This is a genomic window from Moorena sp. SIO4A1, from assembly GCF_010672065.1.
Classification (GTDB): Bacteria; Cyanobacteriota; Cyanobacteriia; order Cyanobacteriales; family Coleofasciculaceae; genus Moorena.
Window position 1 is genome coordinate 39,001 of record NZ_JAAHHX010000003.1, and the last position, 21,830, is coordinate 60,830.

Sequence of the window (21,830 nt, forward strand, 5' to 3'; positions counted from 1 at the left end):
AATTCCCAATTCCCAATTCTAAATTCTAAATTCTAAATTCTAAATTCTAAATTCTAAATTCTAAATTCTAAATTCTAAATTCTAAATTCTAAATTCTAAATTCTAAATTCCCGATTCCCGATTCCCGATTCCCGATTCCCGATTCCCGATTTGACATTTTCATCCAATAGATAGTTGAGAGTCATCAGCTTTTTTCATTACTTTCCGTTCTGCTCTCAACTTCCGCAATCGCAGCGCAGAAGTCGAGGGGTTAAGTTGCTGTGCTTTCAGTTGTTGGTGACTCCACTCTAACCAGTCAGCAACATATTGGCTGACCATTTCTTTATTGTGTAGATAATAAAGAATAGTGGCGTAGACCTGTTCTAGATTTAGGGATGGATAAGTTTCGGCAATTTCTTCGGGAGTGCGGGCACGATGGATATAATCATAGAGAATAGTTTCTATTCCTATTCTTGTGCCTTTGAGCCGAATATCGTCCACACTGAGGAAGTTAAAATAGTCTTCTAATTGCATTTTTTTGATAGGAAAGGGAATAGGGAATAGGGAATAGGGAATAGGGAATAGGGAGTCGGGAGTCGGGAGTCGGGAGTAGGTAAGAGGAACCCACCCCTAACCCCTCCCAGGAGGGGAAGGTAAGAGGCAAGAGGCAAGAGGCAAGAGGTAAAAATCCTGTGTACCTCTTAGTTATGGAAAACGCTGTATTAGCTTATTAGCTAGTTACAATTAAGAATTTTATCATACTTTGATGATGTTGGGAAGGTTATTAAACCACAAGTATTGGGTGCATCTCAATGCATGAAATTAGGCAAAAATTATAATAAAATTTCCACACTTGCCATACTTCCCACACTCCCCGCGCCCCCGCCCCACACTCTTCCCGATTCCCGATTCCCGATTCCCGATTCCCGATTCCCGATTCTCAATTCTCAATTATCAATTCTTAATTCTTAATGCTTAATTATCAATTCTAAATTCTAAATTCAAAAAAAAAATAGCCGTAGAAATACTATCCACAGCTATTTCAATGACCTATGTCAGAAGAATATCCGAAACTTTCGGATGTGATCCTATGCTATCAGACCAAACCCTTGGCCAAGGGGGGGAAACCCCCCCAGAAATTTAGCGCTGCATCGCTTATTCAAAAGCACCTCAAGTAGCGTGCGCATTAGCTGATAGCTGTTCGCGTAGCGTGCGCGTAGCGCTTAAGCTGATAGCTGATTGCTGAATACTTACGTTATTGTTACCTTTTAAATAAAAAAAATGTCCTAAACTAGACTTACATTGCTATCATAATTTATCCATAATTGAGTGCATCAATCCCTAACAATAGTATTTGTAAATAAATGTAAAAAAAATAAATTACCCCTTGCATCTTTTTCAGGATTTATCTATACTATAGATATTGAGACTGAGACTAATAACCGCGCTGGTTAAAACCATTAAGCGAGGCCAGCGCGGTTTTCCTCCCACCTAAATAGGAGTTACTTCCATGATGGCAAAAATATCACAATTATCAATACAGCGGTTTGCAATTGCTGTTAGGTACAACGTCTGGGCTTTTAGGGAGCAGGGAGTAAGCAATAGGCAATAGGGCTATAAGGCTCAAGGGTTAACAATACACCAGACCAGGTAATCATTTATAACACACCAGTACCCATTTCTTCCTAACGAGTACTAATTTCTCACACACCAGTACTCGTTTACAAAAATCAGTACTGGTGTGTAACAAACGGGTATCGGTTTCTTCTTAACAAGTACTAGTTTCTCATTAACTAGTACTTGTTGCTAATAAACGAGTACAATTTTCTCACATGGCAGGACTGGTTAGGTGCATCTCAGTGTTGCAATTAGGTATAGCGCTACGCGCCAGTCAGCAAAGCTTGTCGGGTGGGCAAAAACCCTTTGGTTCTTTTAACAATTCTAGATAATATCATTTTGTTCACCCTACGCACTGAATTCTGACTTCTTAAGAAACGCTATAATGTTTCAATAACTATTGTATAGCAGTTGATGGCAATGCCTGACAATACATCTGATGCCCAACTTGACTTTCTCTTAGAGGTTCTACAAGCAACCGCAGACAGTAATGTTGATCAGCAGGTAGTTTATCCATTACTGAAAGCAAATATCGACAAACTTAATCAGACGTTAGCAGAAAAATTGCGGGATTGGCCAACAAGTAAGCTGGCGGAAGCGGAAGCAGATGAAGCGGAATACTTAGCAGCAGTTATTGGCAATTTTAGCATTCTAATTAAGCAATTCCCCTTGGGTGACAAAGCCAGCACTATGGAAATTGCCATCACTGGCTATGAAGTGGCACTAACTGTTTTTACCCGTGAGGCGTTTCCTATTGATTGGGCAACGACTCAAAACAATCTCGGTGAAGCTTACCGTAACAGAATCGAAGGTGAGAAAGCACAAAACCTAGAAGATGCGATCGCTTGCTACCAATTGGCTTTAGAAGTAAGCACCCGTGAGGCGTTTCCTATTGATTGGGCAATGACTCAAAACAATCTCGGTAATGCTTACTTAGAAAGAATCGAAGGTGAGAAAGCACAAAACCTAGAAGATGCGATCGCTTGCTACCAATTGGCTTTAGAAGTAAGCACCCGTGAGGCGTTTCCTATTGATTGGGCAATGACAAAAAACAATCTCGGTATTGCTTACGCTCAAAGAATCGAAGGTGAGAAAGCACAAAACCTAGAAGATGCCATCGCTTGCTACCAATTGGCTTTAGAAGTACGCACCCGTGAGGCGTTTCCTATTGATTGGGCATCGACTCAAAACAATCTCGGTAATGCTTACTTATACAGAATCGAAGGTGAGAAAGCACAAAACCTAGAAGATGCGATCGCTTGCTACCAATTGGCTTTAGAAGTAAGCACCCGTGAGGCGTTTCCTATTGATTGGGCAACGACTCAAAATAATCTCGGTGCTGCTTACGCTCAAAGAATCGAAGGTGAGAAAGCACAAAACCTAGAAGATGCGATCGCTTGCTACCAATTGGCTTTAGAAGTACGCACCCGTGAGGCGTTTCCTATTGATTGGGCATCGACTCAAAACAATCTCGGTATTGCTTACTTATACAGAATCGAAGGTGAGAAAGCACAAAACCTAGAAGATGCCATCGCTTGCTACCAATTGGCTTTAGAAGTACGCACCCGTGAGGCGTTTCCTATTGATTGGGCATCGACTCAAAACAATCTCGGTATTGCTTACTTATACAGAATCGAAGGTGAGAAAGCACAAAACCTAGAAGATGCGATCGCTTGCTACCAATTGGCTTTAGAAGTAAGCACCCGTGAGGCGTTTCCTATTGATTGGGCAACGACTCAAAACAATCTCGGTATTGCTTACGCTCAAAGAATCGAAGGTGAGAAAGCACAAAACCTAGAAGTTGCCATCGCTTGCTACCAATTGGCTTTAGAAGTAAGCACCCGTGAGGCGTTTCCTATTGATTGGGCATCGACTCAAAACAATCTCGGTATTGCTTACTTATACAGAATCGAAGGTGAGAAAGCACAAAACCTAGAAGATGCGATCGCTTGCTACCAATTGGCTTTAGAAGTAAGCACCCGTGAGGCGTTTCCTATTGATTGGGCAATGACTCAAAACAATCTCGGTGAAGCTTACGCTCAAAGAATCGAAGGTGAGAAAGCACAAAACCTAGAAGTTGCCATCGCTTGCTACCAATTGGCTTTAGAAGTAAGCACCCGTGAGAGCTTTCCCCGAGACTATCTAGATACTAACAATAACCTTGGTTTGGCTTACCAAGATGCTCAAAATTTCCCTGAAGCTTACAAGGCTTTTGATGCTGCCATTGAAACAGTGGAATTCCTGCGAGATGAAATTATTTCTGGTTCTGGAGTAGAAGACTACAAAACCAAACTAGCTGAAAAGTACAACCGAAGCTATCTAGGCATGGTGGAAGTTTGCCTAGAGTTAAATAATATCACCGCAGCCATTGAATATGTTGAACGGAGCAAAACCCAGAATTTAGTTGACAAGATTCTCAGCCGTGACCTGAAAACCATCTTTCACCCAGAAGTTGTTACTAAACTAGAACAATACAGGGATGAAATAGCAGCAGGTCAGTACGAAATCCAACAGGGTAACGCTGACAATCCAAAAGTCTTAGCACAACATCTCCAACAGTTGCGAAAGCAGCGTAATGATTTACAATACCAATATTTACCTATCGGTTCTAGGTTTAAGTTTAAGCAATTTAAGAACAATTTAGATGACCACACTGCTATTGTAGAATTTTACATTACAGGGGATAAACTGCTCACGTTTATCTTTACCGGTCAAACTCAACAGCCAATAGTTTGGCAATCTGAGCCACAAGACTTAGACAAATTTGTAAATTGGAAAGATGAGTATTTACGAGATTACAAAGCTGATAAAATCAATAAAAATAATTGGCAAAACGACCTGAGTAACCGCCTACATGAGTTGGCTGATATTCTGTCCATTGATGACATCATTGAGCAGATTACCGAAAGGTGCGATCGCTTAATTTTAATCCCCCATCGGTATTTACATTTGTTGCCCCTTCATGCTTTACCGATTACCAGTAAGCAGGGAGAAGCTACATCTCAAATTCTAATGGAACAGTTTCCAGCAGGGGTAAGTTACGCTCCTAGCTGTCAACTACTCCAACTTGCTCAAACCAGAAAACGCCCCAACTTTACCCATCTGTTTGCCGTCCAAAATCCCAGTGCTGATTTAGTTTACACTAACCTAGAAGTAGAAGTAATTAAAGGCTACTTCAATTCACCACCAGATACAGAAGTTCTGGTGGAAAACGCTGCCACCAAAGCCGCCATAGATAGCAAAGTTTTCAACACATTCCACGTTGTCCATTTTAGCTGTCACGGTTACTTTAATTACCAAGAACCACGGAAATCGGCTCTAATCCTGGCCAATGCCCAGAAACCGGCATCTGCTGAACCCAATTCGGAGCGCTATTTACGAATAAGTGAAGAGGAAGTATTTGACCTAGAGCAATGTCTGACTATCGATGAAGTCTTTGAGTTACAATTAGAACAATGTCGCCTTGTTACCCTTTCTGCTTGCGAAACAGGATTAATCGATTTTAATAACACCAGCGATGAATACATTGGTTTACCCAGTGGTTTCCTAGTTGCCGGAAGTCCAGCAGTTGTTAGTAGCCTGTGGAGGGTAGAGGATTTATCTACGGCGTTGTTGATGATTAAATTTTATCAGAATCTGCGAGAGCCGATGTCCTTAGCACTTGCCCTGAATCAATCCCAACTCTGGCTGCGGGATGCCACTGTACAGGACTTACTAGATTGGGCTAAACAGTTAACTCAAGAGTTGAAATTGGATAATAATTTTAATAAGAAAATTAAGAAAGTACTCCGGTTCTTTAACCGTGAAGAAAAACCCTTTTATTATCCTTATTATTGGGCGGCTTACTGCGCCATTGGACAATAATATTTTTAGTTACCTAAACAAAAAAAATGGAAATTTCAAGAATTATTCAAGCTTTTACGCAAGCACTAAAAACTCACTCGAAAAAATTTGAACTTATAGACTTGCAAGACTTAGACCAACTTTTAGTAACTTTAGACACTCCAACAGAAGCTGAATTAGATCAGATACTAACTAATTGGTTACAAACCCATACAGAAGTCAGAGATACTCTACGCCCATTTGCTGAAACTAATAAGGAATTAAAGAATTCGCCCAAGCTTCCGTCTAATTCCGAAGCAAGTATTCTTCAAAATCTATTTGAACTGCGACAAACCAACCAAGAAGTTATTAAAGCTAAAACTAATCAACAGGATCAAGACAAGAGTCAGCAATCAAAACAAGGGTAAGCATTGAGCTATCAGCCGTCAGCCGTCAGGTAAGCTATCAGCTATCAGCTATCAGCTTATGCGCTACGCGCACGCTACGCGAACAGCTATTGAATAAAATAAGCATTCAGCTGACAGCTGACGGCTGACGCCTGAATGCTTACTAAAAATCTCAAACAATGACTCATAAAATCTACGCACCTAATATTCATCTCTTTGCCTTCCATCTTAGGAATGCATCTAGTAGTGATTCCCAACCAGACACCGACTATAACAGCAAACTACTTTGGCACAAGTACGATCAGATTTGTGCTAAATTTCAAATTCAAGATAAGCTAGACCTGAGAGACGTTGCCGAAGGTTCCCGCATTGCTTTACTAAAAGGATCCACAACTGATAATATTCTCTTACCGTTGGAGGGAAAATTATCTCTGAAGAATGGCAAAGGAATAAGGATTACTGGTCAAGCTTGTCCACTCCAGATCTATGATAGTTATGCTCTCGGTTTGAATATTCGGATTCCTGAAGTTGAGAATAATCAGAAAACTGAAGACGTAGACCTGACTGTATTCAACTATTTTAATCCAGACCAGTGCTTTCTTCCCAGTAAAATTAACAGTAACATTAACAGTTCCCTAGGACAAATTCTGTTACTAACTGCTTGGCTACCCCAGAAGCATCAGCAAGATTCCCATGTATGGAAAGAGATAGCTGATCAGTGTGTGCAGAATTTTCTGGGAGAAAAGGATAAGGATAACTGTCCACCGCTGTATCAAGAAGGTCAATTATTTGATAGTCCAATTTTTGAATATGGCATTCCCGATCAATCTCAAGACTATGGCCAAATTTTTGTTTGGCTATTTTTAGGAGAAGAGGTGAATGGCAACTATAGTGCCCGAGCTGACGAAAATTTTTGCTGGTTTTATCAAAACTTTATTGATTTATTTTTTTATCGCCAAAAAGTTATTCGAGCTTATCAAATCAGCCGGGAGGTGTATAGTGATGTTAAACAACAATATCAAGATATCAAAAAAATAATCAATGAAACGACAGGTCACAGGCTGGAAGCCTATGCCACGACTCAAAGTCAAGATAAAACGACAGATCACAGGCTGGAAGCCTGTGCCACGACTCAAAGTCAAGATAAAACGACAGATCACAGGCTAGAAGCCTGTGCCACGACTCAAAGTCAAGATAAAACGACAGATCACAGGCTAGAAGCCTGTGCCACGACTCAAAGTCAAGATAAAACGACAGATCACAGGCTGGAAGCCTGTGCCACAGCTCAAAGTCAAGATAATCAGAGATCATTATCTGAAGCAGAACTGTTGGACTTTAAGCATAAGCTGAGAATACTGCCGAAGCTAGACTTGAACTATTCAGACTTGCTGGGACAGTTAGAAAGCTATAGCTTGACAATCAAGATTAATGCTCAAAATTATTCCGAAAAGCTTCAACAACTTCAAGAAAAATTACCAAAGGATGATTTAAGGATTTTGTCAGTATTTTCTGATAAAATAAGCCATACTTATCAAGAGCAAATTAAAATAAACTTAAGCTATTTTGGACATAGTTCTGGCCTATTAGACAAAGCGATTTCCTCAATCAGAGGTATTGTGGAAATTGAACAAGCAGAACGCGATCGCGCTTTGGAAAAAGCCCTCAGAGATAAGGAAGAGGCTGATCGAGCCCGAGACAAAGAAGCTGATAAACAGGAGAAAAGACTACAACTTTGGATCACCTTCGTGGGTACTGGCCTAGCGGTCAGTAGTATTTCGTCCCAAAGCGACGCTAAACAACCTCTAGAAGCGATCTTGAGCACACTAGAATGGAAGGGATCCTTAGATGATTGTCCTGAAGCTGGACTCCAGCCTTGCTTGAGTTACACTTTATGGTTTGTGCTATTTCATGTTTTGATTGGTGTTGTCCTTGCTACGATTTTTGCTTTTATTGTGGATCGAATTATCAATCGGCGGTCAAAATGACTGCTGATGTAAGCATTCAGCGGTCAGCGGTCAGCCGTCAGCCGTCAGCCGTGAGCTAAAAGCTCACCCTACGCGAACAGCTTTCCATAACTCAGATTAAACTAATGCTTACCTGTTTTATTCAAAAGCTCTTCCCTTTGCTTACCCTATGCCCATAAGCACCTCAAGTAGCCTGTCCATAGCCCATAAGCTGATAACTGATAGCTGATAGCTGATAGCTGATAGCTGATAGCTGATAGCTGATAGCTGATAGCTTATGATAATAAGTTAATCGGATTTAATATCATGTGTTATTTGTTTTTGTCTTCAGAGCCACAGTTGATTGAGTCCAGCTTTGCGGCAAATTCCAGAGCACCTTTAATACTATCGATATTGCCCTCAATCCGTGCAAGTTGAATCTCAGTCAGTAACTCACCAATTTTAGAACTAGGGGATAACTTAAGAGACTTGATTAAATCTTTACCAGTAACCAGTGGTGTGGGATGGGCAACCTGGTCATTGGGATTCAAATAGTGCTCAATCAAGGGTGCTATAGTATCCACAGCCATGCCCCTGGCAACTGCCAAAAGCGCTACCACAGGAAAGACAGCTCCAACGTTAAGAAAGAAGAAATACTGGTCCCGTAATGGGATATCCTTGGCAGTAGTATAAGACAGCAATTGGGGCAAATGTTGGATTGCCCTGACTACTATTCGAGTCTGAACACGAGAGTACTTTAGAGCTAACAGCTGTTGTTCAGCAACTGCTGGTATTGATGATAATAAATTTGCTAGCTTAGCCAAATTTAGCAACGATAAAGAATGCTTAGTCACCTTTAAGTTCAATTCCACCCCAAGCTTAGGCCAGGTTTCTGCCAGTACCATCGCGGATGGGTTAATTGCTGTCATGTACTCGAAAGATTCAGCGGTGGCATCAGGCAGCCATGGTCGTAATACATTATCCTCCCAGGCCGCTTTTAGCCAAGGTACACCCTGAGGAGACTTGAGGAGATAGCCCAATTCTGTCCGTACCCGTTCTGCTGCGATTTGGCTCAATAATGGTGCTACCTTTCTTAGCACTGATTGGGTGGCTGGGTCAATCTGAAAACCCAACTGAGCAGCTTGTCGATAAGCCCGCAGTAATCGTAATGGGTCATTTTGTAAGTTTTCTGGTGACACCATCCGGATTATCCCTTTACGGCAATCCAAGATACCTTGTAATGGATCAATGAATTCCTTGGTGTGGGGATTAAATGCGATCGCATTAATCGTATAATCCCGCCTATGTAAGTCAGCCTCTAAGCTATCCCCGTCCTGTTGAGCAAAGTCAACTGTTGCGTTGCCAAACACTACCCTAGCTATTTGACGCTGGGCATCCAAAACCACAAATCCGGCCTTATAACGTCTTGCCAGCTTGCTTGCTGTCCGTACTGCTTTAGTGGGTAAAACAAAGTCTAAGTCTAAGTAATCCGACTGTCGGTTGATCAGAGCATCCCTAACCGCACCACCCACCAAGCAAGCCTCAGAAGGGAGTAACTCCCAGTTAAACGGCCAATTTTGGGGTGATATAGCAGTTTGGTAATTAGTCATTAGTCATTTTCTGAAATCTCAGAAATAATACTATATATCAATTGTGGTAAACTCGAACATATAACTTTATAAAAGTAGCAAACAGAGTAGCCAATACTTAAGTATTTGATATTATAAGCTAGCTAATAAATTTCTGAATTGAGCTATGCTAAAATAAAGGAAATGGAGTTTAAGCAATGTGTATTTGCATTAACTGCCACTACGTAGACCGGTGTACTACATACCATGCTGTGGAAACCCAGCATCAGGTACCTCACCTGACGGAATCTCCCAACTTTGAAGCGGTTGAGCCCACCATCAATGTCAATATCCGTTCTACTGAAGATATAATCGAAATGGAATGGGACGTTGTGGGGTGTAATAGCTTTAAGCAGGAAACTGGGAAGTGGGCAAAGCTTCGTCCTGGTGAACTGGTACCCACCTGATGGGATTGTGAATTTTAGGTATTCTGGCGATAAGCTCCACTCTGTAGCTAAGATCAGCATGGGATTCATCGCCAGTCAAGTTTTAATTTAACCGAGCAAGCTTTTGATAAAAGCTCGAATTGGTTCTGGTTGTGTTTGTCCAGTATTTTCTATAATACTGCTTTAATTGACACAAAAGACACGATCGAGCCAAAATATTAAAAAGTATTAATTTTTGTAACGCTGGATGTCTTTTGAGCTTTTATCGTTGGAAACAGTCCAGGACATAGCTAAGGACTATGGCTACTGGGCAGTTTTTTTTGGGATTGCCCTGGAAAACGCTGGGGTTCCCATACCGGGAGAAACCATTACCCTGGTAGGTGGCTTCGGTGCAGGTAGCGGCGAACTCAATTATTGGGTAGTCCTATGCTCTGCGATCGCTGGTGCTGTCTTAGGAGATAACTGTGGTTACTGGATTGGGAAAATCGGTGGTTGGCCCTTACTACTGCGAATTGGGGGTTTAGTCCGGATCACAGAAGCACAACTGACAGAGGCTAAAACCGAATTTCGTAAGAACGCTGCTAAGGCCGTTTTTTTTGGTCGATTTGTGGCAATACTGCGGATCTTTGCTGGTCCAATGGCAGGGATTGTTCAGATGCCTTACCCGAAATTTATATTATTCAATTTAGCTGGTGCTACGATCTGGGCATCAGTGATGGTGAGTTTATCCTACTTTTGCGGACGCTTGATACCTCTGGAGCTATTAATCTCTTCGGTATCTAAATTTGCGATTGTTGCTCTGATCTTGGTGATTGGCTCGATTGTTGTTCCTAAATGGTTTGAGTCTCGTAGGCAGAAATTGGAGATGGGGGATTAGTTTAAATTGGCAAACGGTAATCGGTAATTGGTAGTTAAGGATTACCTTAACCCAATTACCGTAACGCAAAATTCCTAACTCCTGGTTTTTGCTGACCACACCCGAGTTGGTAATCCCCACAAGTAGATGAAACCCTCAGCGGCCTTGTGGTCAAACTGGTCTTCCGAGGTGTAGGTAGCTAGTTCCGGAGTGTAGAGAGAATTCTCTGACTGACGTCCTACAATTATGGCATTACCCTTGAAAAGTTTAATCTTGACTGTACCGGATACCCGCTCCTGGGTTTTTTGAATGAAAGCATCCAAAGCATCCTTAAGGGGACTGTACCACAAGCCTTTGTAGACCATTTGACTGTAGGTGTCTTCAATCCCTCGCTTGTACTGGGTAACATCAGCAGTCAAAGTCAGACTTTCCAAGTCACGATGAGCTTGGATCAACACCGATAGGGCTGGTGTTTCGTAAATTTCTCGGCTTTTGATACCAACTACCCGGTTCTCAACCATGTCAATCCGTCCCACACCGTGATTGCCAGCTAACTCGTTGAGTTGACTAATCAAAGTCACGGGGTCAAGGAGATTACCGTTAAGAATAGTGGGAATACCTCGCTCAAAGCCGATTTCAATATACTCTGGCTCGTCTGGTGTATTTGCGATCGCTTTTGTCATGGCATAAACTTCCTCTGGTGGTTCTACCATCGGATCTTCAAGCACCCCCGCTTCAATACTCCGCCCTAACAGGTTACGGTCAATGCTGTAGGGGGAAGACTTTTTCACTGGTGAGGGAATACCAAAGCGCTCACCATATGCGATCGCATCTTCACGAGAGAAACCCCACTCCCTAGCTGGTGCCAATATTTTCAAGTTGGGGTTAAGGGCGATAATCGACACATCAAAACGCACTTGGTCATTGCCCTTACCGGTACAACCATGAGCTACCGCATCTGCACCGTATTTTTCAGCAGCCTCCACCAATAATTTAGCAATCAGGGGACGAGCCAGAGCAGTAGAGAGGGGATAGCGACTTTCATAAAGAGCATTAGCCTGAATGGCTGGAAACGCATAGTCCTTGACAAAGGTGTAGGTCGCATCAGCAACCAAGGATTCTGTTGCCCCAGCGTCCAAGGCTTTTTGTCTGATTGGTTCTAGTTCATCTCCCTGACCTAAATTTGCCGCTAGGGTGATCACCTCCTTTACTCCCCATTCTTCTTTAAGATAAGGGATACAAACCGACGTATCTACGCCACCGGAATATGCTAGAACAACTTTTTCAGCACGGCTCATGATAGTTTCACCCTGTGGAAAACAACAAAATATCTATTCTATCCACATATTTCCAGAATAGGGTTGCTCAATTGGCACAGAACTCTAATCGTAATCCGCTTCAACAGTATCAATCCAAGCCAAACTAGTGCCTGGATAATAGTTGCCTAAAATTTCTTGATAGGTGTAACCCTGCTTAGCCAAGTCACGAGCTCCGGTTTGACTCATACCCTGACCACCAAATACATTTTTGACAATATGGTCAGAAGCCGCGTACAAGGATTCTACCACCCCACCTTTGTAACTTAGAAAAATGCCGCGAGTTTCTTGAACTGCCTGAGCCGTGGTGTTCCACTCATATTTGATTCCTTTGTAAACTTGCCAACGCTGAGTGTTTCCCAAATCATAGAACTTACTAGCAGGTCGAATCGCATGAACCAAAGCATAGGAGCGAGCAGCAATGGCTTGTGCTTTCAGAGCTGCCATTGGCCAACTAGGATACACTTCCGCTCCCACCACCGAAGTCAGGTAAAGCTCAAGGTCAACGTAGTTTACTGCCAAGATGCTATCTCCCTTAGAAATCAATAGCAAATCCCCTCGATACCAGCGATTTCCCACTAATACATACCCTCCGTTAGTTGGCTTCACCCAAAGCCCTGCGGGGGTCTTATAGTTACCAATTTGAATATAGTCCCCTAATGGTTTTACATTACTTCCCTGATTGGCCGTTAGTTTACCCAGGGGCTGACCCCTAGCATCTAGCAACTCACCCGGTGTTGAAGTAGCCACTACCAGAGACTTAACACCATTGGCTACAGCAACTCGCATTTCTAGGATGGGAGCATCATTCAATGGCTTTGGTGCTGGTTGCTGATTTTTGGTAGCTCCTTCAGACTGGCTGGGCGGCTGGTTGTTATGATTATAAGACTCAGTCTTGGCTGATTGATCTGATTTATCCTGGGATTTATCCTTAGTAGTAGCAGTAGATTGTTTCGTGTCTTGCTTGCTAGAGGTTGATGCTTCGGTAGCTTTAGTTTGGGCTAGGGTTGGTGAGGGTGGTGACTTAGAGACAGTGGAATTCTCATCCTTGGGGGTAGGAGATGGGGATGGTGTTGGATCTGTGGCGGTAGATGTTAGTTCGGATGTGGGAGTATCCTCTGAGTTAGCCAACCCATCCGACTCAGGGGAAACTTGATCTGGGGAATTTGGAGCAGAAGACGTTGAGGAAGATGTTTCTAACTCAGAGCCAGGTGACAGGGATTTCGATAAGACTAAAGGTACAGATAGGGCAATTGAAAATAGGGCAATTGACCACAACACTGATTTCGTCATTTGTAATTAAAATTAAACACTTGCTTCACCGGCTATTACACTATATAATACAGCATTCCTATTGGAATTCTGGATAGTGACAGACAGCTTATCCCTTTCTTAGCTTCCGCCAAAATTCATCCCACATCTCAACACTTCGTTTTGAGTGTGGGATGAATTTTGGACAAACTCTTTCACAAAAAACCGGCACGATGTGTCAAAGTGTATTTACTGACAAGCAAAGCTTAAAATGCTAGCATGTTGGTGAAACGTTTTTACAAAAAAGTCAAAAAAAATATATAGAGCAGAGGCCGATGGAAGATGAATCAGGTAATTGCTAGTTAACACTAAAGCTTTGATCCTCCCAAAGATCGGCAGGGGGTCAACCCTCAACCTTGGCCTTTGGCCACGCTACGCGAACAACCCTCAACCCACCCTACTTCGGACGCCAAGAGCGAACAACCTTCCACAATCACTTACTTTCGCCCAGTCAGCCAATAGGTGATCATCTCTCCTTTGCCCTTCACATTAATAATTCCTCGCTCTTCAAACAAATACTTGTCTCTTAAACGCTCGTAAGTGGCAGCAGTAACTTGAATTCTCCCAGGTTCCCCTTGAGAGTCCATCCGAGATGCCACATTAACCGCATCCCCCCACAAATCATAAATAAACTTCTGGATACCGATCACCCCAGCTACCACAGGACCAGTGTTAATCCCGATGCGCAGGCGGAATGGTTCTCCATCATCCCGCTGGAAACGAGTAATTTCCTGTTGCAGATCCAATGCCATGTTTGCGATCGCTTCTGGATGGTCATCCCTAGGGTTTGGTAGACCACCAACAACCATGTAGGCATCTCCAATAGTCTTAATTTTTTCTAATCCATGGTGCTGCGCTAGTTGGTCAAAGCTTGAGAAAATTTGATTAAGTAGATTAACCAATTCTGTGGGAGAGATGCGAGCAGAAAGCTTGGTAAACTCCACAATATCAGCAAACAGAATTGTTACTTCCTCAAAGCGATTCGCAATAGCTTTTGGCTCTTGTTTTAATCGTTGGGCGATGGAGTGAGGTAAAATATTCAACAACAAGTGTTCCGACTTTTCTTGTTCAGCTCTCAGCGCTGCTTCTGCCTGTTTGCCCTTGGTAATGTCGGCTACAGTGCCTTCGTAGTACAGTAGTTTCCCTTGAGCATCACGCACAACACGAGCATTCTGGGATGTCCAGATGATTTGGCCATCTTGTCGATAAACCCTAGCTTCAAAATCCGAGATAGCACCATGCTCCTCAACCGCAGCAATAAACTCAGCATAGCTGTTGGGGTTGACATAAAGTTGCTGTTTAATATCGGTCACTTTAGTAACTATTTCTTCTGGGCAAGAGTAGCCATACATCCGAGCTAAAGCTGGATTGACACTCAGGTACTGCCCATTCGATGTAATCTGAAAAATCCCCTCAGCGGCATTTTCAAAGATGCTACGATACTTCTCTTCAGCTTCCTGGAGTGCATCTAGAACCCGTTTGCGCTCCGTAATATTACGAGCGACCCAAATCACACAATTGTTTGGCAGGGGTGAGACACTCGCAGCAAACCACACCTGGGAATTATCACCTCTAAAGTGTGAAGTATGAAAGGGTTTTTCAGTTTGCCCCACTAGCTTTTGGCCATTGAATTCCGAAAATTTTTCATAATCGGATGAATTGTGATAATAGTTGTTAGTGTGATGCCCTATATTCTTGGAATCGAAGTCCGAAAGTTTGTGGCCATTCAAGTCTGAGTTAGAACTAATTTCATCCTTAATACTTCCTACTTGATAATGTCCTATAGGTAAACTGTATTCTATATTCAGGGTTTGTTTAGTATCTAAGACTTGCCGGATATGGGTGACAAAAAGTTCAGCTTGCTTGGGGGGAAAAACCTCGTAGACACTCTTACCAAGTAGTTCGGTCGTTGGACTATATAAAACCTCAGAATTGGTCGAGACTACTTTCATGTATCGTCCTTGAGCATCAAAAACGGTAATCACATCTGTCATCGCCCCAAACAGTACCCGCAACTCAGCTTCGGATTTACGTAGTGCTGCTTCGATGTGCTTGCGCTCTACAATCTCAATCCGTAGTTGATGATTGGCGTCCCGTAGTGCTGCTGTTCGTTCCTCCACTCGGGTTTCTAACACTTCATTGGCTTTTTGCAAGGCTTCCTGAGCTTGCTTACGCTCAGAGATGTCTTCTACAGTACCTTCGTAATACAGCAGATTGCCATCTTCATCTTTAATGGCACGGGCATTTTCGCAAATCCAAGTCAAACTGCCATCCTGGCGATAGACTTGGGACTCGAAATCCACTAAGGTAGGATTTTCTTCCAATAACTGGATGAATTGGGAGCGACGGTTCGGATCAACATAAAGTTGCTGCTCAATATTCGTGACAGTATTAATTAATACTTCTGGGGACTCATAACCATAGATACGAGCTAAAGCTGGGTTAGCACTGAGGTAACGTCCTGAGGGGGTGGTTTGGAAGATACCTTCTACAGCATTTTCAAAGATATTGCGATATTTCGCTTCAGCTTGCCTCAGGGCTTCTTCAGCTTGCCGACGCTCGGTAATATCAATCCCAATAGTGAAAGCAACTGAGCCTTGATGGTACTTCTGGGCAACAATCACATAATTGTGCTTTTCGTTATTGACGATAGCCGACACCTCTCGGCAAGCATCTTGCTCTGAGCTAGCAAAAAACTCCTTGACAAAGTCATTAAACTCTGAGCTAGCCTCAAGAAACCCAATGTCTTGACCCACAAAAGCCTCTGGGGGCAAGTGAAACGTTTTGGCTAAATGGTGATTCACACCTAGGTATTGCAAATCCGAGCTAATCCAAGAAACAATCCCTGGTACTGCGCCTAAAACTGCCTGTAACTGATCTTTGGTCTTGCGCAGGTCCTCAAGGGCCTGCTGACGTTCGGTAATATCAATCCCAACGGTGAAAGCAGCTGAGCCTTGATTGTACTTCTGGGCAACAATTAAATAATTGTGCTTTTCGTCATTAACAATAGCCAAGACCTCTCGGCAAGCATCTTGCTCTGGGCTGGCAAAAAACTCCTTGACAAAGTCATTAAACTCTGAGCTAGCCTCAAGAAACCCAATGTCTTGACCCACAAACCCCTCTGAGGGCAAGTGAAACGTTTTGGCTAAATGGCGATTCACACCCAAGTAGCGCAAATCCGAACTAATCCAAGAGACAATCCCCGGTACCGCTTCCAACACGGCCTTTAACTGATCTTTAGCTGCCCTGAGTTCTTCTTGAGCTTGCTGACGCTCTCGCACCTCCGTAATTAGCTGAGCATTAGATGCTTTTAAGTCAGCTGTGCGTTGTTCAACCTTTAGCTCTAGCTCATCGAACGCTTTCTGGAGTTTTGCTTCAATTCGTTGCCGCTCAACTATTTCATGTTTCAACTGTGCCGTTGCCATTTCTAATACTTGTGCATTGGTCTCGAAAGACCTAGCTTTTTCAATCCATTGAGCCACCTCAGCCAATAATTCAATCACCACATTTGTGCTGTAGGGTTCGATCAATGGTGTGGCCCTAGCCGACCCATTGTATTGGTGAGTTTGTGTATCACAGGCACAGTTATAGGTTTCAACCCCTAACCAGGGTAGGGGTTTAATCGGACGTTCACTGGTAAACACAATTTCAAATTGTCCAGTAGGCAAAATCCGCCCAATCCGGCATTTTTTGGCAATATGGTGATTCGGTTCGATTTGGACTAATCCTCCCGGAGCATCAAATTTCTGACCATAAGCTGCCACCCGTACCCGGTCTACTTCAAATGATTGAGCGGATTCCACGGCTTGTTTCCAAAGGTAAACCTGGGCGTAGGCGGCTTCAATGGGGTCACTAGTCACTCGGTTAGCTCCGTAACGACGCTGAAAATTCTGGACAAACCGTTGATTATTAGGAGTGTTCAGACTCTGGAAATAGCTCCAGCTGGCATAATGTCCCGCCGCTGTATCCCCTATCCTTTGGAGTTCCGCCTCAGCCACACTCACTGCCATAATCGGAATCTCATCAGCTCTAATTCCAGAGGATTTGTACTGGCGATAGAAGGCTACATTACTGTCACCATTGAGGGTGTTGAAGACCACATCTGGTTGAACCTGTTTAATTTTGGTGATCACCTCACCCATATCTTGAGTGCCTAGAGCCATGTAATCTTCCCCAACCACTGTCCCCCCCAGTTGTTTCAGTTGCGCTTTAATAATCTTGTTGGCAGTCAGGGGGAAAATATAGTCGCTACCGATCAGATAAAATCGCTTACCGTAATTTTTCACCAGCCAGTTCACCGCTGGCTCAATTTGTTGATTTGGACAAGACCCGGTATAAAAAATATTGGGGGAACATTCCAGACCCTCATATTGTAGGGGGTACCATAGCAGAGAATTTAACACCTCGAATACAGGCAAAACTGCCTTACGAGAAGCAGACGTCCAGCAGCCAAAGACTGTGGCTACCTGATCCTGTTGAATCAGTTTTCTGGCCTTGCTCTCAAATTCCGCTGAGTTCGATGCGCCATCCTCAACGATCGCTTCGATAGGTTGACCAAGAACTCCTCCGGTTTGGTTAATTTCTGCGATCGCCATCAGCTCAGCTTCCACCAGGGGGGCTTCGCTAATTGCCATAGTACCTCTTAAGGAATGCAATATACCAAATCGTATACAGGGGTTATCAGTCTTGAAACTTGGCATTGCTTAAATTCCTGCAATATTTATTTGCAAATCTTTAACTTTTAATCACCCATCAGCCTCTCACTCTGGGTTTATCTAGCAACCGCAGGCGACGTGACCTACTATTAAATAATCAATGTTAAATCAAGCGCGAATGTAGCGAGCACCCTGATTAAGTCAGGATAAAACCGTGTTAGGGGAGGAATTTTTGTGGGTGTAAAGGAAATATTTTCGGGTCAACCTGTTAACTACCTACACAACCCATCGAAGATGACTTAGTTTCTGGGGCAGTTGTGGTTATAGAAGTCAAATTTAGAGAATCAATAGAAAAGTGGCAAAATTTAGGAAAAATTTCGAAATTTTAGTTTTAATTTCCATCTTTTATTCCCTCCCACCATTTACCTCTTCCCGATTAAGTCAATTACACTGCACCTCAACCAATTAGTACAACAATAATATAAATAACTTAAAATTTCCTGTGAACTTATATTTCAATATAACGACTATACAATTCTTTACAAATATCTGATGTCTCTTTGGATACTATCACTGAAAAAATTTTGTTTGGCGTTGCTGATAAAAGTGAACTCATCCCACCACTCAAGTAGATGAGATATAGAGTTATGAGATAAGCATTCAGCCAACAGAGGTCAGCGGTCAGCCGTGAGCTAAAGGCTCACGCTACTTGAGGTGCTTTGTGGCACAGGCTTTGGCCACGCGGGGCGCGTTTGGCCACGCTGTGCGAACGACGCGCTTGAGGTATAGCAGTCGCCAGGGCAGGCGCGGACATGACAAAAGTCTCAAACCTAAGTAAGCGCAAGAGTTTGACTTCTGACTTCTGACTTCTGACTTCTGACTTCTGCTATAACTCAGCATTATTCCAATGGTTACTTGTTTTATTCCAAAGCTGATAGCTGATACGCGACACGCTGATAGCTGATAGCTTACAGAAATGCTATATACTACACCTTAGTTTTTGACAAATGACAAATGACAACTAGCTAATGACAGAAACGGAAAGGGAAACGTCACCTTCTGCGGTAGTCTAGAACAAGTAAATTGATCTGCCTTGTAGAAATTGACAGCCCTATGACCTCTACCGTTACCAGTCCTGCCCGGACAATTCGCATCGGTTCTCGGAAAAGCCAACTTGCTCTGATTCAGACTTACTGGGTACAAGAGCAACTGAAAAAACATTTTCCAGACCGAGAGTTTGAAGTCCAGACCATGAGTACCCACGGAGATAAAATCCTGGATGTGGCTTTATCTAAGATTGGGGATAAAGGGTTATTCACTAAGGAACTGGAATTGGGAATGCTTAGGGATGAGATCGATTTTGCGGTGCATTCCCTCAAAGACTTGCCCACCAAATTGCCAGAAGGGTTGGTGTTAGGGTGCGTCACAGAACGGGAGAACCCCGCAGATGCTTTAGTAATGCACCAAAAGCACCAAGATAAACAGATAGAAACGTTGCCAGAAGGCTCGATAATTGGAACCTCCTCCCTCAGACGGCTGGCTCAGCTGCGCTACCATTTTCCCCATCTGAGTTTTAAAGATGTTAGAGGGAACCTAAACACCAGACTGGCCAAACTGGATGCTGGTGACTACGATGCACTAATTTTAGCAGTAGCTGGGCTACAACGACTGGACATGAGCGATCGCATTCACCAAATTTTACCACCAGAGATCTCACTCCATGCTGTGGGACAAGGGGCTTTGGGAATTGAATGCCGTGAGGATGATCAAGAAGTCTTAGAACTACTCAATGCGATCGCACATCCCCCCACTGCTCAACGCTGTTACGCGGAACGGTCATTATTAAGAGCGCTCGAAGGTGGCTGTCAAGTTCCCATCGGTGTAGACACTCAGTTGGAAGGCAATACCCTAACCCTAACAGCTATAGTGGCTAGTGTGGATGGGCAAAGACTTGTCAAAGATACCATTCAAGGGGAGCAGAGTCAAGCAGAAAATCTGGGACTCGAACTTGCCGAACAGCTCAAACAACAGGGAGCACAAGAGATTTTGGATGAAATTTTGGCTCAAATCGAGCGGGAATAGGAATATAGCTGAAAATTCAATCCAATTCCTGTCCGAAACGCTATAGATTTTATAATTTTCGCAAAGCCGCTTTTAGTGTAGGAAAAGGCTAAGGAAAAGGTTTTTTAAGCCATAGCCTTTTTCTTTTACCGTAGAATTTTTCAGAAGGCTAGAGTAAGCTAGGATAGCCGGAAAGCTGAAGGTTCTTCGATCAAGTCAACAGAGGAGTTAAAGGTCAATTCCTGAAAAGTTCTGCTCCATGTTTCAGGCTTGATCAAATGCACTTCATCCTTCAAGCTTGCAGCTATTTCCTAGGCACTAACAACAAATAATTGACAACTAACAGATGAAGATTCTATTCGTTGCGGCGGAAGCAGCTCCCATCGCGAAAATTGGCGGTATGGGGGATGTAGTGGGATCATTACCCAAAACCTTGAGGCAATTGGGACCCGATGTCCGAATTTTCATGCCTTACTACGGCTTTTTGCCCGATAAAATGGAGATTCCAGAGGAACCAGTGTGGTCCGGTGATGCTATGTTTCAACACTTCAATGTGTTTGAAACCCTACTACCCAAGACTGATGTCCCCTTATATTTATTTGGTCATGCTGCCTTTGCTGGTCGCCAAATCTATTCTGGAGATGATGAAGACTGGCGATTCACCCTATTTGCCAATGGTGCAGCTGAGTTTGCTTGGAACTACTGGAAGCCTGATGTTATTCACTGCCATGATTGGCACACGGGCATGATTCCGGTTTGGATGCACCAATCATCAGATATCAGCACAGTTTTCACAATTCACAACCTGGCTTATCAAGGCCCCCAGCGCTGGCGCTTAGAAGAAATTACTTGGTGTCCCTGGTATATGCAAGGTCATAATACTATGGCAGCAGCTGTACAGTATGCTAACCGGGTAAATACTGTTTCTCCCACCTACGCTCAACAAATCCAAACGGCTGAATACGGTGAATCCTTAGAAGGTTTGCTGTCATTTATCAGTGGTAAAACTGTTGGAATTGTCAATGGTATTGATACAGAAAGTTACAATCCCGAAACCGATAACTACATTCCTCACAACTTCACCGCAGATACTCTCGACATCCGCAGCAAAAACAAAGTAGCCCTCCAGAAAGAAGTCGGCTTAGCCATCAACCCGGATACCTGTGTGATCAGTATGGTTTCCCGCTTAGTGGAACAGAAAGGGATTGACCTGCTCGTGCAAGTTTTACAGGGTTTCCTAGCTTACACCGATTGTCAATTTTTAGTCCTAGGTACGGGAGAGCGCTACTATGAAACCCAACTGTGGGAAATCGCATCCCGCTATCCAGGACGAATGTCTGCTCAAATCCTCTATAACGATCCTCTAGCTCGACGCATCTATGCTGGTAGTGATCTATTCTTAATGCCTTCCCGCTTTGAACCCTGTGGGATTAGCCAAATGCTGGCTATGCGTTACGGCTGTATCCCCATAGTACGACGTACTGGGGGTTTGGTGGATACCGTTTCCCACCATGATCCGATCAAGCAAACTGGCACCGGTTACTGCTTTGACCGCTATGAACCGTTAGATTTTTATACTTGTATGGTTCGGGCTTGGGAAGGTTTCCGCTACCAGAAAGAATGGCGGAGTTTGCAGCAACGAGCTATGAGCCAAGACTTTAGTTGGGAGAAGTCAGCCAGGGAATATATCAATATGTACCAAGATCTGGTAGGATTACCGGCAGAAGTACCTCAACATGTACCACAAGACAACCATTTAGTTGTTGCCAGCTAGACAGAACATTCCATAAGTTACACCTATTCTGTTACTGTGAACAGTGATCACTAAGGATGGCTAATTTGGTAGTGA

The 21,830-nt window shown here is 43.3% G+C and carries 13 protein-coding genes; 8 read left to right on the forward strand and 5 right to left on the reverse strand.

All coding sequences use genetic code 11. The features are described 5' to 3' along the window. Positions 1-159 precede the first annotated feature (159 nt). Positions 160-513, reverse strand: coding sequence for a DUF433 domain-containing protein (locus F6K53_RS03340; protein WP_293039996.1), 354 nt, complete (start codon positions 511-513; stop codon positions 160-162). Positions 514-795: 282 nt separating this feature from the next. On the opposite strand from F6K53_RS03340, the gene F6K53_RS03345 reads away from it, so the two are divergent. The 4 genes from F6K53_RS03345 (at position 796) to F6K53_RS03360 (ending at position 7,810) form a co-directional block, all read left to right on the forward strand. Next, positions 796-951: a hypothetical protein gene (locus tag F6K53_RS03345; RefSeq protein ID WP_293065091.1), complete on the forward strand. Its 156-nt coding sequence runs from the start codon at positions 796-798 to the stop codon at positions 949-951. Between the two features lie 1,065 nt (positions 952-2,016). Beyond that, entirely contained in the window at positions 2,017-5,460 is a 3,444-nt protein-coding gene (locus F6K53_RS03350; protein WP_293065088.1) for a CHAT domain-containing protein, read from the forward strand. 26 nt (positions 5,461-5,486) lie between these two features. Continuing rightward, on the forward strand, positions 5,487-5,846 hold the full coding sequence (locus F6K53_RS03355; RefSeq protein ID WP_293065086.1) for a hypothetical protein: 360 nt from the start codon (positions 5,487-5,489) through the stop codon (positions 5,844-5,846). 158 nt (positions 5,847-6,004) lie between these two features. After that, positions 6,005-7,810 carry a hypothetical protein gene (locus F6K53_RS03360; protein ID WP_293065084.1) on the forward strand — a complete coding sequence of 602 codons (1,806 nt, stop codon included), beginning with the start codon at positions 6,005-6,007 and terminating at the stop codon, positions 7,808-7,810. A gap of 290 nt (positions 7,811-8,100) precedes the next feature. Here the strand turns inward: F6K53_RS03360 and F6K53_RS03365 are convergent, their stop codons facing one another. Then, the gene (locus F6K53_RS03365; protein ID WP_293065082.1) at positions 8,101-9,378 is read right to left on the reverse strand and encodes a CCA tRNA nucleotidyltransferase; all 1,278 of its coding nucleotides are present in this window, start codon (positions 9,376-9,378) and stop codon (positions 8,101-8,103) included. Positions 9,379-9,554: 176 nt separating this feature from the next. Here F6K53_RS03365 and F6K53_RS03370 point away from each other — a divergent pair, with 176 nt between their 5' ends. Both F6K53_RS03370 and F6K53_RS03375 read left to right on the forward strand, forming a co-directional pair. Beyond that, positions 9,555-9,803 carry a Ycf34 family protein gene (locus tag F6K53_RS03370; protein ID WP_044492409.1) on the forward strand — a complete coding sequence of 83 codons (249 nt, stop codon included), beginning with the start codon at positions 9,555-9,557 and terminating at the stop codon, positions 9,801-9,803. 226 nt (positions 9,804-10,029) lie between these two features. Further along, positions 10,030-10,659, forward strand: a complete 630-nt coding sequence (locus tag F6K53_RS03375) for a DedA family protein (RefSeq protein WP_075898074.1) — start codon at positions 10,030-10,032, stop codon at positions 10,657-10,659. 74 nt (positions 10,660-10,733) lie between these two features. Here F6K53_RS03375 and F6K53_RS03380 read toward each other — a convergent pair whose 3' ends face one another. The 3 genes from F6K53_RS03380 to urtA all read right to left on the reverse strand — a co-directional run bounded on the left by F6K53_RS03380 (position 10,734) and on the right by urtA (position 17,965). Further along, positions 10,734-11,936 carry an argininosuccinate synthase gene (locus tag F6K53_RS03380; RefSeq protein WP_293065079.1) on the reverse strand — a complete coding sequence of 401 codons (1,203 nt, stop codon included), beginning with the start codon at positions 11,934-11,936 and terminating at the stop codon, positions 10,734-10,736. An 84-nt stretch (positions 11,937-12,020) separates the two neighbouring features. Further along, complete coding sequence (locus F6K53_RS03385) at positions 12,021-13,247, reverse strand: SpoIID/LytB domain-containing protein (RefSeq protein WP_293065077.1); 1,227 nt, start codon at positions 13,245-13,247, stop codon at positions 12,021-12,023. 455 nt (positions 13,248-13,702) lie between these two features. Beyond that, the gene (gene urtA, locus F6K53_RS03390) at positions 13,703-17,965 is read right to left on the reverse strand and encodes an urea ABC transporter substrate-binding protein (protein WP_293079897.1); all 4,263 of its coding nucleotides are present in this window, start codon (positions 17,963-17,965) and stop codon (positions 13,703-13,705) included. Between the two features lie 1,068 nt (positions 17,966-19,033). On the opposite strand from urtA, the gene hemC reads away from it, so the two are divergent. Together hemC and glgA are read left to right on the forward strand one after the other, a co-directional pair. Then, complete coding sequence (gene hemC, locus F6K53_RS03395; protein WP_293065073.1) at positions 19,034-20,002, forward strand: hydroxymethylbilane synthase; 969 nt, start codon at positions 19,034-19,036, stop codon at positions 20,000-20,002. 325 nt (positions 20,003-20,327) lie between these two features. Further along, on the forward strand, positions 20,328-21,755 hold the full coding sequence (gene glgA / locus F6K53_RS03400) for a glycogen synthase GlgA (RefSeq protein WP_293065071.1): 1,428 nt from the start codon (positions 20,328-20,330) through the stop codon (positions 21,753-21,755). The last annotated feature ends 75 nt before the right edge of the window (positions 21,756-21,830 follow it).